Below are 14,783 nucleotides of genomic sequence, written 5' to 3'. Positions count from 1 at the left end.
AAAGGGGCCGCGCGCCGGTGATCCTCCGCGCGGCTCCTAGCCCCAGGCGCCCTTTACCTTTTTGAAGAAACCGGCTGTCTGCGGGTTTTGCTCGCCGGTTTCGGTTGCGCGGAATTGCTCGAGAAGTTCGCGCTGCTTCGCGCTGAGCTTGGTCGGCGTTTCCACCTCGATCCGGACGACGAGATCGCCGCGGCCGCGGCCCTGCAGCACCGGCATGCCCGCACCGCGCTGGCGAAGCTCGCGGCCTGACTGGACGCCGGCCGGGATCTTGATCGCATGACGCTCGCCGTCCGGGCTCGGGATGGTGATCTCACCGCCCAGTGCCGCCGTGGTGAAGCTGATCGGGGCGCGGGCGAACAGCGTGGTGCCCTCGCGCTCGAACAAGGCGTGTCGCGCGACATGGAGGAAGATGTAGAGATCGCCCGGAGGCGCGCCGCGCATCCCCGCCTCGCCCTCACCGGTCAGGCGGACGCGCGTGCCCTCATCGACGCCGGGGGGGATGTTGACGGTGAGCGTCTTGGTCTTTTCGACCCGGCCTTCGCCGCGACAATCGCCGCATGGATCGGCAATGACCTGGCCGGCGCCGTGGCAGATCGGGCAGGTCCGCTCGACCACGAAGAAGCCCTGTTGCGCACGGACCTTGCCATGGCCGGCACAGGTGCCGCAGGATTTTGCATTGGTACCCGGGGTCGCGCCCGTGCCCTTGCAGGTATCGCAGGCGGCCGACACATCGACCGTCACTTCAGTGGATTTGCCGCGGAATGCGTCTTCGAGCGTGATCTCCATGTCGTAGCGCAGATCGGCGCCGCGGCGCGGTCCGCGCGAGGCACGCTGGCCGCCGCCCATGAACTCGCCGAAGATATTCTCGAAAATGTCGCTGAAGCCGCCGAAATCCTGCGCGCCGCCGCCAGCACCCGCGCCGTTCCTGAAGGCGGCGTGGCCGTATCGATCATAGGCCGCACGCTTTTGCGGGTCCTTGAGGCAGTCATAGGCCTCGCTGATCGCTTTGAAGCGCGATTCGCTATCCTTGCACCCGTCATTCTTGTCCGGGTGATACTTCATCGCGAGCTTGCGATAGGACGCCTTGAGCGTCGCCTCGTCAGCGGTACGCTCGCATTCAAGCAGTTCGTAAAAATCAACTTCGGTCGTCATCTCGGGCCCCCGCCCCCTGTCCCGTCACCCCCATGAACGCGGGGGTCTCGCTGCTCTTCTCGCCTATAAGGACTAGAAAATGAAGCGGGATTCCCACTTCCGCGGGAATGACGGGCAGGACACATTCAGATTATGCCTTGGTATCGTCGACTTCCGAGAATTCGGCGTCGACCACATCCTCGGCGGGTGCCTCGGGAGCGGCTTCGCCGGCAGGCGAGGCTTCAGACGCCGCCTGCTTCTCGTAGATCGCCTGGCCGAGCTTCATCGCGACCTGGGCAAGGGCCTCGGCCTTTGCCTTCATGTCCTCGGGATCGCCGCCCTCGACTGCTGTCTTGGCAGCCGCGACCGCAGCTTCGATCTCGCCCTTCAGGCTGGCATCGACCTTGTCGCCATTCTCGGCAAGCTGGCGCTCGGTGGTGTGGATCAGGCTTTCGGCGTTGTTCTTCGCCTCGGCCGCCGCACGGCGCTTCTTGTCTTCCTCAGCGAACTGCTCGGCATCGCGGACCATCTGATCGATGTCGCGATCCGACAGACCACCCGAGGCCTGGATGCGGATCTGCTGCTCCTTGCCGGTGCCCTTGTCCTTGGCGGACACGTTGACGATACCGTTGGCGTCGATGTCGAACGTGACCTCGATCTGCGGCACGCCGCGCGGCGCCGACGGAATACCGACCAGATCGAACTGGCCGAGCATCTTGTTGTCGGCCGCCATTTCACGCTCGCCCTGGAAGACCCGGATCGTCACCGCCTGCTGATTGTCGTCAGCCGTCGAATAGACCTGGCTCTTCTTGGTCGGGATCGTGGTGTTGCGATCGATCATACGGGTGAACACGCCGCCCAGAGTCTCGATGCCCAGCGACAAGGGAGTCACGTCGAGCAGCAGCACGTCCTTGACGTCGCCCTGCAGCACGCCGGCCTGGATCGCGGCGCCCATGGCGACGACCTCATCGGGGTTGACGCCCGAATGCGGTTCCTTGCCGAAAAACTCCTTCACGACCTGGCGAACCTTGGGCATGCGCGTCATGCCGCCAACCAGGACGACCTCGGCGATGTCGGCTGCCTTGATGCCGGCATCGGCCAGCGCCTTGCGGCACGGCTCGAGCGTGCGCTGGATCAGATCGTCGACCAGCCGCTCCAGATCGGCGCGGGTGATCGTCTTGACCAGATGCTTCGGGCCGTTCTGATCGGCGGTGATGAAGGGCAGGTTGACCTCGGTCGTCGCAGCGGACGACAGCTCGATCTTCGCCTTTTCGGCGCCTTCCTTCAGGCGCTGCAGGGCGAGCTTGTCCTTGGTGAGATCAATGCCCTCGGCCTTGCGGAAATCTTCCGCGAGGAAGCGCAGCAGCTTGTCGTCGAAATCCTCGCCGCCGAGGAAGGTGTCGCCGTTCGTGGCCTTCACCTCGAACACGCCGTCACCGATCTCGAGGATCGAGATGTCGAAGGTGCCGCCGCCAAGGTCATAGACTGCAATCACCTTGCCGTCCTGCTTGTCGAGGCCGTATGCCAGCGCCGCCGCGGTCGGCTCGTTAATGATGCGGAGCACCTCGAGGCCGGCAATCTGGCCGGCGTCCTTGGTCGCCTGGCGCTGTGCGTCGTTGAAATAGGCCGGAACCGTGATGACTGCCTGAGTGACAGTCTCGCCGAGATAAGCCTCAGCGGTTTCCTTCATCTTCTGGAGCGTGAAGGCGCTGATCTGCGACGGCGAATAATCCTTGCCACCCGCCTGAACCCATGCGTCGCCATTCTGGCCCTTGACGATATGGTACGGAACCAGCTCGGTGTCCTTCTTGGTGATCGGATCGTCGAAGCGACGGCCGATCAGGCGCTTCACCGCGAACACCGTATTTTCCGGATTGGTCACCGCCTGGCGCTTGGCGGGCTGGCCGACCAGTCGCTCGCCATCCTTGGCAAATGCGACGATCGACGGCGTGGTACGTGCGCCCTCAACATTCTCGATCACCTTGGGCTTGCCGCCTTCCATCACAGAAACGCAGCTGTTCGTCGTACCCAGATCGATTCCAATAACTTTAGCCATGGTCCTCTTCGGCCCCCGTCTTCTAAAAAATTGCCTCTCGACTGCGCCCCCGGCTGGGCGACGCAGCACACTAACCCCGGCGATATAGGGGGGCTTTCGCTTGCCGCAAGATTTTCGACTGCCTAGGATCGAGACTCATTTCCCAAAGCGAGAGAATATGATGCGTATCCTGGCCTTTCTCGCTGTGCTGCTGACGCTAACCGGCTGCCAGGCAAAGGCGATTTATGTGAGCGATGGCTATGTGCGGCTTTCCGCCGTGCCGAAGCGCCCCGCCGTCGCCTATTTCACGCTGCATGGCGGCCAGGTCGACACGACGCTGGTTTCGGTGACGACTGAGGGCGCGATTCGCGCCGAGCTCCACGAATCGATGCAGCACGGTAATATGGCATCGATGAAACCGCTCGATCACGTCGCGCTGCCGGCTTCGTCGAAGATCGTGTTCGCGCCAGGCGGCAAGCATGTGATGCTGTATGACATGAACCCCACCATCGTGCCGGGCCGGACCGTGCCCCTGGTCTTCACCTTCGCTGATGGCCTGCGCATCCAATATAGCGCGCCGGTGATCGCGGCGGGCGATCCGGCGAAATAAGGCTGGCCGACATGGACCGCGCGCTCACCGACGGCGAGATCGCGCTCGCCCGATCGGTGTTCGGCGGGGCGATCGATTATGCGCGGGTGCGGGTCGCGCTGCGCAAATGGGCGTTCTTCCAGCCGCGCGACACAGTGATGGCGCCGACGGGCTCGATCCATTTCCACCCGCGCGGCACGCGATATCGCGAGGATTTCGCGGCGGGCAATCTCGATGACCAGGGGCTGTTCATCCATGAGATGGTCCATGTCTGGCAGCATCAGAAGGGCATCTTCCTGCCGATCGTGCGACACCCCTTTTGCCGGTACGATTATGCGATCCGACCGGGACTGGCGCTGCATCGCTACGGCATTGAACAGCAGGCCGAGATCGTGCGGCATGCCTTTTTGCTGCGGCACGGCGCTGCGGTGATCGGGGCGCCGGATCTGGCGCGATATGAGAGCATATTGCCCTTCGGGACGTAGATCATGAGCTGCATAAGCGGGGCTGCTCCGAGGATTGGATCGGGGCGGCGTGTTGGAAATGTCATGAGGATCGCTGACATTTTTCGACTAGGGATGGCCTAGCAGGCTTATAATTTTCCTTTATAAATCAATATATTAGTTATATGAAGACCACCCGTGCCGAACTTGTTCCGGCATCCGTCCATCCGCTCGCGATGACAGGACTTGTTGCACGATGGACCCCGGAACAAGTCCGGGGTGACGGTGAAATTCCGGTTGCGACTTTTCACAAAGGTGGCCGGAAAGGCCCGCCAACGTGACCGCTGGCGAGTTCAGCGCTTTTCTGGCAGCCTGAGCTCATGACGAAGACGGCCATCCTCTATGCCGTGGCACTCGCGCTCGCGGCGACCGCGCTGCAATGGCTGCAATATTCCTATGCGGTGCGACTCTTCTCCACGGACATCTATATCGGGGTGCTCGCGCTCGGCTTTATCAGCCTTGGGCTATGGGCCGGCACGAAGCTGACGCCGCGGCCGGCGACTGCCAATTTCGAGCGCAACGACGCGGCGATCCGATCGCTCGGGCTTACCACGCGCGAATGCGAGATCCTGGGGCTGCTCGCCTCGGGGCAGTCCAACAAGGAGATGGCGCGGGCGCTGGGCATCTCGCCCAACACGATCAAGACCCATGTCGCGCGAGTCTATGAAAAGCTCGAGGTGCAGCGCCGCATCCAGGCAATCGAGAAGGCGCGCTGGCTGCAGCTGATCGAGTAGTAATGCGGATGATTCTCCCGAAATCACCCGTTCGGGCGATGGCGCGAGGCGCTACGGTGGCCTTATCCCCGGCGTACCTCAACAGCCGAAGGAGTTGCCGACAATGAACCCGACCATGCGATATGCCGCCACCTATGGATTGCTGTCCGGGACGGCGACGTGCGCCGTCCTGATCGCCGGCTTCACGCTTCAGGACCATCTGAGCGCCGTCCATCAGCTATGGTTCGGCTATCTTGTGATGCTGGTCATCCTGACTTTCATCTTTGTCGGGGTGAAGCGCTATCGCGATGTCGAGCGGGGCGGCGTCATCAAGTTCCTGCCCGCCTTTGGGCTTGGCCTCGCCATCGCAGCGGCTGCGGGCCTGGCGTATGCGCTGCTATGGGAAGTCTATCTGGCAGCCACACATTATAGCTTCATGGACAATTATATTGCCGGGATCATTCGTCACGCCAAGGCTGCGGGGCTGACCGGAGAGGCGCTGGCGCGCAAAGTGGCTGAGCTCGAAACCATGCGGGCGCAATATGCCAATCCGCTGTTCAGGTTCCCGATGACGTTCCTGGAGATTTTTCCGGTCGGCTTTGGTGTCGCGGCGCTTTCGGCATTGTCGCTTCAGTTTCCGAAGTTCCTGCCCGCGCGGCGCTGATCAGCTCCCGCAGCCGCCGCACCCTCCTCCGCCGCATCCGCCGCCGCCGCATCCGCCGCTGCTGCCGCCGCCACTGCGGCTATCGCCGAATGAACTCCCGCTATCGCCCGAACTCCCGCTGCCTGCCGAGCTCGCGGTGCGCAGGAGATGGAAATCCGACCAGCCCGAGCCGACCAGTATCACTGTGCCGAACAAGGCGACCGCGAGATCCGTCTCGGAGCTGGTTGGCGCCAGCTTCAGCCTTTCAGCGCTCGTTCTCGCATCGTCGAGTGCAGCAAGGCCGCCCCGGGTCCGGCGCTCGACGGAAAACCAGCGGATCGCCGCCAGGATTGCGGTGGCGAACAGGAAGAGCATCAGAAAGCCAACGGGGCGGTTCCGCGTTATGCCAACCGTGAGTTTGATCATCCCGAAGGCCAGGAGCAGGAAATAGGGCGAGGTCTGCCAGAAGCGCATCTGCTGGATGAGTCCGGCATCCATCATCAATCCGTCAGCGACCAGCCTGCGGCCGATCGGCTCGGCCTGCGGCCTGAGCGTGCGGGCGATCTTCGACCAGCTCAGTTCGCCGGGAAGGGCGAGGACGCTGCGCTCAGCCGCAGTCCGCCCGGCATCGCGTGATTGGGCGTAGAAGCCCTTCTTGCCGATCATGACGAGCGCGCGGGTTGCGAGCAGCCCCGCCACCACCGCATCGGCAAAGCGGGCCGCGCCACCGGCGAGAACAGCGAGCTCGCCGGCATCGGTGACTCGGCGCGCATAGCCGTTGGGGCGGAGCCAGCGCGGGATGAGCAAGCCGGCGATGATCGCGATGCCGAACAGGATGCCATAGAGTTGGAGAAAGGGTCCGCCGGCCAGATCAAAGGGTCCAAGCGACATGATGTGCTCCTCTACCAGAACAGGACATGGGCGAAAGCGCCAATTCCCACGGCGGCGACTGCCAGCAGAAGCAGCAGGCGCAATGTGGTTTTGCGAATGATGATGGCGTCGCGCGGGTGGACGCGGCGCGCTTTGGGGTCCTCGATCAGGCGCCGCGCGGCGCCGGGCCAGATATCGGCCGGTGCCATCTCGCCAAAAACCTGTTCGTAAAGTTTGAGGGTCTCGGCATATTGCTCGAAATAGCGATGCCGCTCGGCGCCACCACCCGCTGTCGGGCCGTGATGGAGTTGGCGGCCGAGGATCTCGGGACAGAAGCGCTCCCAATAATCCCGGCTATAGGTGAGGTGGAGGTGCCAGGCCTGGTCGACAGCGTCGGAGGGCGTGACCTCATGGTCACCGGTCACGGCGAGGAAGCAGAAGCGCTTATACTCCTCGATGACGCGCGCCGCGTAGATGGAGCTCCAGCCATTCTCGCGGGCGAGCCGTGCGGCGAAGGGCAAGACCGCGTCGTCGGGGCCGATGGTGTAATGGGAAAGCGCGGCCCAGACCGGGTGGTCGCTATGGGTTCGAGGTAGACGACTCGTCTCGCTCATCTCATTTCCTACTAACACAGTAGGTATTACAATTTTATGACTGCGATGACATAAACCTGACGGCTATATTACGTCATGCCGGACCTATCGCCTCCGCGTGAGTTTCGCACGTTGCTCGCGCCGCCCGGTGGACCCCGGAACACGTCCGGGGTGACGGATATGGTTTCTACGCGGCGCCCCAGAGCCCAGCAGGCACCATGATCTTCCCGCCGTGGTAAAGTCCGGCCGCGTGGGGGTCGTCGAGGAGGAACCAGGGGCCGTCGAGATCGACGATGTCGCAGGCCTGGCCAAGGACGAATGCCGGGGCGGTGGACAGGCTGGCGCCGGCCATGTTGCCGACCATGACCTTCAGCCCGAGCCGGCGGGCCTGATCGGCCATCATCAGCGCCTCGGTGAGGCCGCCGCATTTGTCGAGCTTGATGTTGATTACCTGGAAGCGGTTGCGTTGTTGGTCGAGCTCGGTGAGATCGAGCACGCTTTCATCGGCCGCGACCGGGATCGGCGAGTGCCAGCCATCGAGCAGTGCCTCGGCGCCTCGGCGGATCGGCTGTTCGAGCAGCGACACCTTTTGGTCAACCAGCATCGCGACGAGCCCGTCGAGATCGTCGCCGTCATAGCCCTGATTGGCGTCGACGCCGAGCCACACATCCGGCCGCACACCCCGGACAGCTCTCACCCGCTCGGCATCGGCGGCGAGGTCTCCCTCAAGCTTGAGTTTGATCGCCTTGACGACAGGAAGCGCAGTGAGACGGCGCAGAATCTCGGCCGGATCGTCGGCCGGAAGGGTGAAAGTCGTGACCAGCGGCTTTGGCGGTCCGACCCCGGCGAGCTGCCAGACCGGCACGCCGGCCCGCAGCGATTCGAGCTCCCACAATGCACAATCGAGGGCATTGCGCGCGCCGCCGGGCGGCAACAGGGCGCGCAGTGTCTCGCGACTGATCCCCGCTTCTATCGCATCGCGGCAGCGCTCGATCTCGGCTTCCATATGGGCGGGATCATCGCCCAGATAATAGACGCCGGCCGCCTCGCCACGACCGGTGAGCGCGCCGTCGGACACGGCGGCGATCACCGCAGGCATCGCCTCGAACAGATAGCCCGAAATCCGGAAAGGTTCGCGCATCAGCATCGCATCGCGGCGATAGGTGAGCGTCAGCGGAGCGAGTGCGGCGGTCGTCATCCGCCATCACATCACACGGATTGTTTCACGTTTCAATATAAGAAACATCGTTTCCCGATTCGTCGGGCGAAACCAGGTTCCAGCTGCGGCCGGCCGATTGCGCGAAACGCTGCATGCCGGGGCCGGCACACACCGAGATGACCCGGCACGACTCCTCGCCGATCCAGACATAGCCGTGCGCCATGCCGCTATCGAAATAGACCGAGTCCCCGGCGGCAAGCGGGAGCGGCGCGTAGAGATCAGAGTGAAGCTCCATCGTGCCCGATATGACGTAGAGATATTCTTCGCCCGAATGGCGGACGAGGCCGCCAAGCTCATCGATGCTGCGCGCCTTCACCTCGATGATGATCGGCACCATCATTTTGCCGAGCAGATCGGCCGCTGGATAATGATGAGTGTGGCGCTCCGAGGCGGCGAGCCATTTTCCGGCGCGCGAGACACTGCGGCGGCCAAGCGCGGCCGGCGGCTGTTCCTGTGGCGAGGCGGTGCCCGTAACCAGACTGCCAAGGTCAACGCCAAGGCCCTGGGCGAGGCGGACCAGCTTGTCATAGGTCATCGCCATCTTGCCGTTTTCGAGCTTGGATAGCGTCGAGAAAGGCATGTCGATCCTGGCGGCGAGCGCTCGCAGCGTGAGCCCCTGCTCGATTCGCGCGGCGCGGAGCGCGATGCCCGGGTGCTGAGTGTTGGTTGGTTTTGCCATGGTCCCTCTCACCATAAGGCTAGCGCAAAGCGTCGCCGGTGGAAACTGCCGTCGCCGTTTAAGAAAACAGTTGCCATAAATGAAACATACGTCATGATGCCGTGGCATTTTCAGAGGATGGAGCGATGGCGATCGCGTTTCGATCAAAGGCGTTGTGGCTGGTTTCGACGGCAATGGCCGTATGGACGCCGGCGGCCCAGGCCCAGCAATCGGACAGGGGACCTTCAGCCAGCGCGCCGCAAGCCGGCGGCGATGACCGTTATGATGACGACATCGTGGTGACCGCCCAGAAGCGGACGCAAAATCTGATCGATGTGCCGCAATCCATCTCGGTCGTTCCCGGCAAAATGCTCGAGCAGCGCCACGCAACCAGCCTGGTCGATTATGCCGCGCTCGTTCCGGGCCTCAGCATCCAGCAGCAGAATGCGGGTGAGAGCCGGATTATCCTGCGCGGCATCAACACCGGCGGCGCCAGCCCCACCGTCGCCGTCTATATCGACGACACCCCGTTCGGATCGAGCACGAGCCAGACCAACGCAGCGCATCTCGCCGGTGACATCGATCCATTCGACGTCGAGCGGATCGAGGTGCTGCGCGGCCCGCAAGGCACGCTGTACGGCGCGAACTCGCTTGGTGGACTGCTCAAATATGTGACGGCAGCACCGAAGTTCGACCGCGTCTCGATCCGGGGCCAGGCGGGTGTCGAAACCGTCGATGGCGGCGGCACTGGCTGGTCTGGCAACGGCGTGGTCAATGTGCCGCTCGGCGATACACTCGCGATCCGCGCCAGCGGCTTCTACCGCGAGACGCCAGGCTATATCGACAGCGTCGGCATTCGCGCCAAGGACATCAATCATTCAGCGAGCTATGGCGGCCGTACCTCGTTGTTGTTCAAGCCGAGCGACAAGTTTTCGGTTCGGCTGACGGCGATCGCGCAGAATATTCGCGCCCATGGCCGCGACACGATCGACGCCGAGCCGGCAACGCTCACGCCGATCACCGCCGATCCCTTTACCGGCGCGTCAGGAAAGGGCCTGCTCCGCTACCAGACGCTGGCTGAGGGCAATCGGGTGGACTACCGGCTCTATTCGGGCACGGTTGAATATGATTTCGGCCCTGCCACCCTGACCTCAGTCACCAGCTATGCCACGTTACGCCAGCACGAGGACATCGACGCAACGCCGCTGCTGGGCGATATCAGCCCTTTCTACGGCGCGGCCACGCCCTATGGCACTGACGAGCCCTCCAACATCAGCCAGAAGAAATTCGCCCAGGAAATCCGGCTGACCTCGGCCAAGTCGGACAGCTTCGAATGGCTGATCGGCGGCTATTACACGCGCGAGCCCGGTCAGATCTATCAGCTCTACCGGCCGTTCGATCCGGCAACCGGCGCGTTCCTGCCCGAGGCGGGCACCATTCCGCAGGATCTGCTGGGGCCGGGCGCACCCGCTGCGCCCTTCCCCTTCACCCATTTCCTGACCGCCCAGCTCGATTCGACCTATAAGGAATTCGCAGGCTTTGGCAGCGCGACATGGCATTTGACCCACGCTTTCGATATCACCGGCGGCGTCCGCTACAGTCACAATGAGCAGCGCACGACCCAGAGCCTAGGCGGCGGGTTCGTCGTGGTGCAGGGCGCCGATGGAACCCTGATCGGGAAGTCGTCCGAGGGCGTGTGGACCTGGTCGGTTTCGCCGCGCTACGAGATCAACGAGCGGGTTGCCGTTTATGCCCGCGTCGCCAAGGGCTATCGGCCGGGTGGTCCCAATGTCGTGCCGCCGGGTGCGCCGGCCGACTATCCCGCGCAGTTCAGGGCCGATACGCTGATCAGCTACGAGACCGGCGTGCGCGCTGAAACCGCTGACCGCACGTTCGGCATCGATGCCTCGGTCTATTATCTCGACTGGAAAGACACCCAGATCACGACCACCTTCCAGACCTCGATCGGCCCGGTGACGGCTGACGGCAATGGCGAAGGCGCAAAGAGCTATGGCGGCGAAGTGACCGCGACGCTCCGCCCGGTCCATGGTTTCGTCGTGATGGGCTCCGTGGCTTACAACCACACCGAGCTGAAGGGGAACATCCTGGTCGGCGGATCGAACGGCGACCAGCTTCCTTATGCCCCGCACTGGAACGCAAGCGTTTCGGCTGACTATGACTGGGCGCTGAGCGGGAGGGTCAACGCTTTTGTCGGCGCCTCAATCACTGCGGTGAGCGACCGCCCGGCTGATTTCGACGCGGCGTATCAGGCGACGTTCGGCCACCGCCTTATCCTGGACGGCTACGCGACCGTCGATCTGCGGGCGGGAATCGAAATGAAACCTTTCACGCTCAGCATATACGCCAGGAACCTCTCCAATTCAGGCGGCCAGACCTATGCGGGGCCCTATGGCGGCAGTTATGCCGGCTTGATCGACGTTGCGATGATCCGGCCACGCACGATTGGCCTCACAGCAGGATTTGAATTCTGATGCGCACCGGATTGATCCAAGCCGCCTCGCACCTGTTCAGGCTCGCCCTGCCCTCGCTGCTGCTGGTCGCCGTGCCGATCACGGCACAGGCGCCTCCGCTCAATCCGGCCAAGCCGCTTGCCTCGGCGCAGCGTGACGCCGCGCCATCGACAGCGCTGCCCCCCACGCCCGGCGCGCCCGACCTCACCAAGGCGGATACCGACGCCTGGCTCGACGGGTTCATGCCCTATGGCCTCGAAACCGGCGACATCGCCGGCGCTGTCGTAGTGGTCGTCAAGGACGGCAAGGTGCTGACCCAGCGCGGCTATGGCTATTCGGACGTGAAGGCGCAAAAGCCGGTCGACCCCGACAACACGCTGTTCCGCCCCGGCTCGATCTCGAAGCTCTTCACCTGGACCGCGGTGATGCAGCAGGTCCAGGCCGGCAAGCTCGACCTAGACCGCGACGTGAACGACTATCTCGATTTCAAGATTCCGCCCGCCTGGGGCAAGCCAATCACGCTGCGCAACCTGATGACCCATACGGCCGGGTTCGAGGAGACAGCGAAATATCTGATCGCAGTGAACCCGGCGGACAATCGGCCGCTCGAGGCGGCGCTGAAGCGGTCGGTGCCGGCGCGGATTTATGCGCCCGGCAGCATGGCCTCCTATTCGAATTATGGCGCGTCAGTCGCGGGGTATCTCGTTCAGCGCGTGTCGGGCGAGCCGTTCGAGACTTATGTCCAGCGCCACATCTTCGCGCCGCTCGGCATGGCGCATTCGAGCTTCGTCCAGCCCTTGCCGGCCGGACTCGGGCCGCTCCTTTCCAAGGGCTATATGACCGCCTCGGGCGAGCCCCAGGCTTATGAGATCATCCCGATGTCGCCGGCCGGCGCGCTGTCGGCCAGCGGGGCCGACATGGCGAAGTTCATGATCGCGCATCTCTCAGCGAACAATCCCCTGCTCGACGCGAAGACGGCGAAGCTGATGTACGCGACCGCCAATACGCCGATTCCGGGGATGCCCGGCATGGCGCTCGGCTTCTATCATGAAGACCGCAACGGGCTGAACATCATCGGCCATGGCGGCGACACCGACTGGTTCCATTCCGACCTGCATCTCTATCTCGACAAGGGCGTCGGGCTGTACATGTCGTTCAACAGCGGGGGTAAGGAAGGCGCCGCCCATGTCCTGCGCCAGCGGGTGTTCGACGACTTCACCAAGCGATATTTCCCGGACAATGCGGCGGCGCTGCCGACCCTCGCCACCGCCGCCGAACATGGGCGCCTCATGACGGGGAATTATGTCAGCAGCCGGGGCTCGACCACCAACTGGCTGCGCATCGCCAATCTCATCGGCCAAGCCGTTGTCACGGTGAATGACGACAACACGATCACCGTTTCGGCGCTGACCAATCCTGCCGGCGTGCCGAAGCGCTGGCGCGAGGTGGCGCCGTGGCAGTGGCAGGAAGTCGGCGGCGACGACCGGCTCGGCGCGGTCGTGAAGGACGGCAAGGTGACGGCGTTCGCGCCGGCCGGCTATGCGCCGATCTTCCTGTTCGTGCCGGCGAGCACGGGCATGAATGCCGGCTGGATCATTCCCACCATGCTGGCTGCGCTGGCGGTGATGCTGATCGCGGCGCTTGGCTGGCCGATCGTCGCGCTGACCCGGTGGCACTACAAATATCGCTCGACCATTACCGGCCGTCCGCTGATGCTGCACCGCGCGACCCGGCTCACCGCCTGGCTCATGTTGATCATTGCCGCCGGATGGGTGGGCATGATCACGGCACTGAGCACCGATGTCGCCTATTTCGACGGCAGGCTCGATATCTGGATGCGACTGGTACAATTGCTGTCGCTCGCCGCCATTGTCGGGACTGCGTTGGCGTTCTGGAATGTCTGGACGATCGCGACCGGCCCTGAAAGAAGGCGACTGGCGACGGTCTGGGCGGTTGTCATCGCCGTATCTGCGCTGTTCCTGGTCTGGGTAATGTTCGACATGCGAACGCTGACGCTCAGCCTGAATTTCTAGGGCATGAGCGCCGCTGATCTGGCCGTGCCCGACAGGGCGGTGCCCGGGGCGTCCAGAACCCTGTTCGGCCATCCGCCCGGGCTGACCGTGCTGTTCATGACCCAGATGTGGGCCGAGTTCTCGTATTTCGGGCTGCAGGCGCTGCTGGTCTATTACATGACCCAGCATCTCGGCTTCAGCCAGGCGCGGTCGTCGGTGATCTACGGCGCTTATGGCGCGGCTGCGTTCTTCAGCCCCTTTTTCGGCGGTATCATAGCCGATCGGTGGCTGGGGCGGACGCGCAGCGTGGTGATTGGCGGGCTGATGATGATGGCCGGCCATTTCGCGATGGCGTTCGAGGCACTGCTGTTTCCGGCGCTGGCGCTGGTCGCGATCGGCAACGGCCTGTTCATGCCGCCGCTCGCGGTGCAGGTCGGCGATCTCTACGCCGAGGACGATCCCCGCCAGGCCCAGGCGTTCAGCGCTTATTATATGGGGATCAACCTTGGCGGGCTGCTCGCGCCTCTGGTGTGCGGCACGCTCGGCGAGCTTTATGGATGGCATTGGGGCTTTGGCGCGGCGGGCGTGGGCATGCTCGCCGGCGTCGTGATCTATCTCCGCTTCAGGCACCTGTTGCCCAGCGATCCGCAGACCAGCGCGCAGACCCTGCCCGGCGCGCGCGTTGCTTTCACCGTGCTCGACTGGAGCAATGTGCGGCTGCTGATCGCAATCATTGCGGTCGTGGTGCTGTTCCGCATCGGCTATGAGCAGAGCGGCAACGTCATCGCCCTGTGGGTCGAGCATCAGACCGACCGCGGCGTCGATCTGCTCGGCACGCATCTCGAAATCCCGGCGACCTGGTTCCAGTCGATCAACCCGCTGCTGATCATCATCCTGACGCCGTTTCTGATGCGCTATTGGGCCAGGCACGCCGAGCGCCACGGCCCGGCTAATCTGCTGGCGCGGATGAGCCTTGGCTGCGTCGTCGCCAGCCTGTCTATGGTGGTGATGGTCGTCGCGGCGGCGTTGAACGCGCGCACCGGGCAGCCGGTCGGCGCGATGTGGGTGACCGCCTATTTCGTGCTGCTGACGATCGGCGAACTGCTGGTCATTCCGGTCGGGCTCACCCTGGTCGGCGCGCTCTCGCCGGTGCAGATCGCCGCGATGGCGATGGGCGGCTGGTATATCGCCAAGTTCCTCGGCAGCCTTCTCGCCGGCGCGATGGGCGCTTATTGGGGCGTGATCCCGGCTACGATGTTCTTCGGCCTCGGCGCCTCGTCGGTTCTGGTCGCGGCGATCTTCTTGCTTGTCCTGAGCCGCATGAGGCCGGTCCGGCTCGGCTGAGC

Annotated in this window: 13 protein-coding genes; 7 read left to right on the top strand and 6 right to left on the bottom strand. The window is 63.7% G+C overall.

Features of this window, described 5'->3' with window-relative positions; all coding sequences use genetic code 11:
- Positions 1 to 36 precede the first annotated feature (36 nt).
- Positions 37 to 1,152, bottom strand: coding sequence for a molecular chaperone DnaJ (dnaJ, locus tag AC1DVS_RS09990; protein WP_478022543.1), 1,116 nt, complete (start codon positions 1,150 to 1,152; stop codon positions 37 to 39).
- Positions 1,153 to 1,282: 130 nt separating this feature from the next.
- Complete coding sequence (dnaK, locus tag AC1DVS_RS09985) at positions 1,283 to 3,187, bottom strand: molecular chaperone DnaK (RefSeq protein ID WP_478022541.1); 1,905 nt, start codon at positions 3,185 to 3,187, stop codon at positions 1,283 to 1,285.
- Positions 3,188 to 3,344: 157 nt separating this feature from the next.
- Between dnaK and AC1DVS_RS09980 the strand changes: the two genes are divergently transcribed.
- From AC1DVS_RS09980 to AC1DVS_RS09965, 4 genes are all read left to right on the top strand, one after another.
- The gene (locus AC1DVS_RS09980) at positions 3,345 to 3,776 is read left to right on the top strand and encodes a copper chaperone PCu(A)C (protein WP_478022539.1); all 432 of its coding nucleotides are present in this window, start codon (positions 3,345 to 3,347) and stop codon (positions 3,774 to 3,776) included.
- An 11-nt stretch (positions 3,777 to 3,787) separates the two neighbouring features.
- Positions 3,788 to 4,240 (top strand): vgr related protein, encoded by a 453-nt coding sequence (locus AC1DVS_RS09975; protein WP_478022537.1) that lies wholly within the window; start codon positions 3,788 to 3,790, stop codon positions 4,238 to 4,240.
- 338 nt (positions 4,241 to 4,578) lie between these two features.
- Positions 4,579 to 4,992, top strand: a complete 414-nt coding sequence (locus AC1DVS_RS09970; RefSeq protein ID WP_478022536.1) for a response regulator transcription factor — start codon at positions 4,579 to 4,581, stop codon at positions 4,990 to 4,992.
- Positions 4,993 to 5,095: 103 nt separating this feature from the next.
- Positions 5,096 to 5,635: a DUF4199 domain-containing protein gene (locus AC1DVS_RS09965; protein WP_478022534.1), complete on the top strand. Its 540-nt coding sequence runs from the start codon at positions 5,096 to 5,098 to the stop codon at positions 5,633 to 5,635.
- Here the strand turns inward: AC1DVS_RS09965 and AC1DVS_RS09960 are convergent, their stop codons facing one another.
- From AC1DVS_RS09960 to AC1DVS_RS09945, 4 genes are all read right to left on the bottom strand, one after another.
- Entirely contained in the window at positions 5,636 to 6,505 is an 870-nt protein-coding gene (locus AC1DVS_RS09960; protein WP_478022533.1) for a TIGR04222 domain-containing membrane protein, read from the bottom strand.
- A gap of 11 nt (positions 6,506 to 6,516) precedes the next feature.
- Entirely contained in the window at positions 6,517 to 7,098 is a 582-nt protein-coding gene (locus AC1DVS_RS09955) for a glycine-rich domain-containing protein (protein ID WP_478022531.1), read from the bottom strand.
- 166 nt (positions 7,099 to 7,264) lie between these two features.
- The gene (locus AC1DVS_RS09950; RefSeq protein ID WP_478022530.1) at positions 7,265 to 8,275 is read right to left on the bottom strand and encodes a dipeptide epimerase; all 1,011 of its coding nucleotides are present in this window, start codon (positions 8,273 to 8,275) and stop codon (positions 7,265 to 7,267) included.
- A gap of 25 nt (positions 8,276 to 8,300) precedes the next feature.
- Positions 8,301 to 8,975: a helix-turn-helix domain-containing protein gene (locus AC1DVS_RS09945; protein ID WP_478022528.1), complete on the bottom strand. Its 675-nt coding sequence runs from the start codon at positions 8,973 to 8,975 to the stop codon at positions 8,301 to 8,303.
- 125 nt (positions 8,976 to 9,100) lie between these two features.
- Here AC1DVS_RS09945 and AC1DVS_RS09940 point away from each other — a divergent pair, with 125 nt between their 5' ends.
- From AC1DVS_RS09940 to AC1DVS_RS09930, 3 genes are read left to right on the top strand one after another with little or no spacing between them, the layout of a single operon-like run.
- Positions 9,101 to 11,446, top strand: a complete 2,346-nt coding sequence (locus tag AC1DVS_RS09940) for a TonB-dependent receptor (RefSeq protein WP_478022526.1) — start codon at positions 9,101 to 9,103, stop codon at positions 11,444 to 11,446.
- Entirely contained in the window at positions 11,446 to 13,458 is a 2,013-nt protein-coding gene (locus tag AC1DVS_RS09935) for a serine hydrolase domain-containing protein (RefSeq protein WP_478022524.1), read from the top strand. The genes AC1DVS_RS09940 and AC1DVS_RS09935 overlap by 1 nt, the downstream gene beginning before the upstream one ends.
- Positions 13,459 to 13,461: 3 nt before the next feature.
- Entirely contained in the window at positions 13,462 to 14,781 is a 1,320-nt protein-coding gene (locus AC1DVS_RS09930) for a peptide MFS transporter (protein WP_478022522.1), read from the top strand.
- Positions 14,782 to 14,783: the final 2 nt, after the last annotated feature.

It is taken from the genome of Sphingomonas sp. P3_C5, assembly GCF_056402635.1.
Note: the sequence above shows the minus strand (reverse complement) of the source record. Positions and strands in the feature narration are given on the sequence as shown.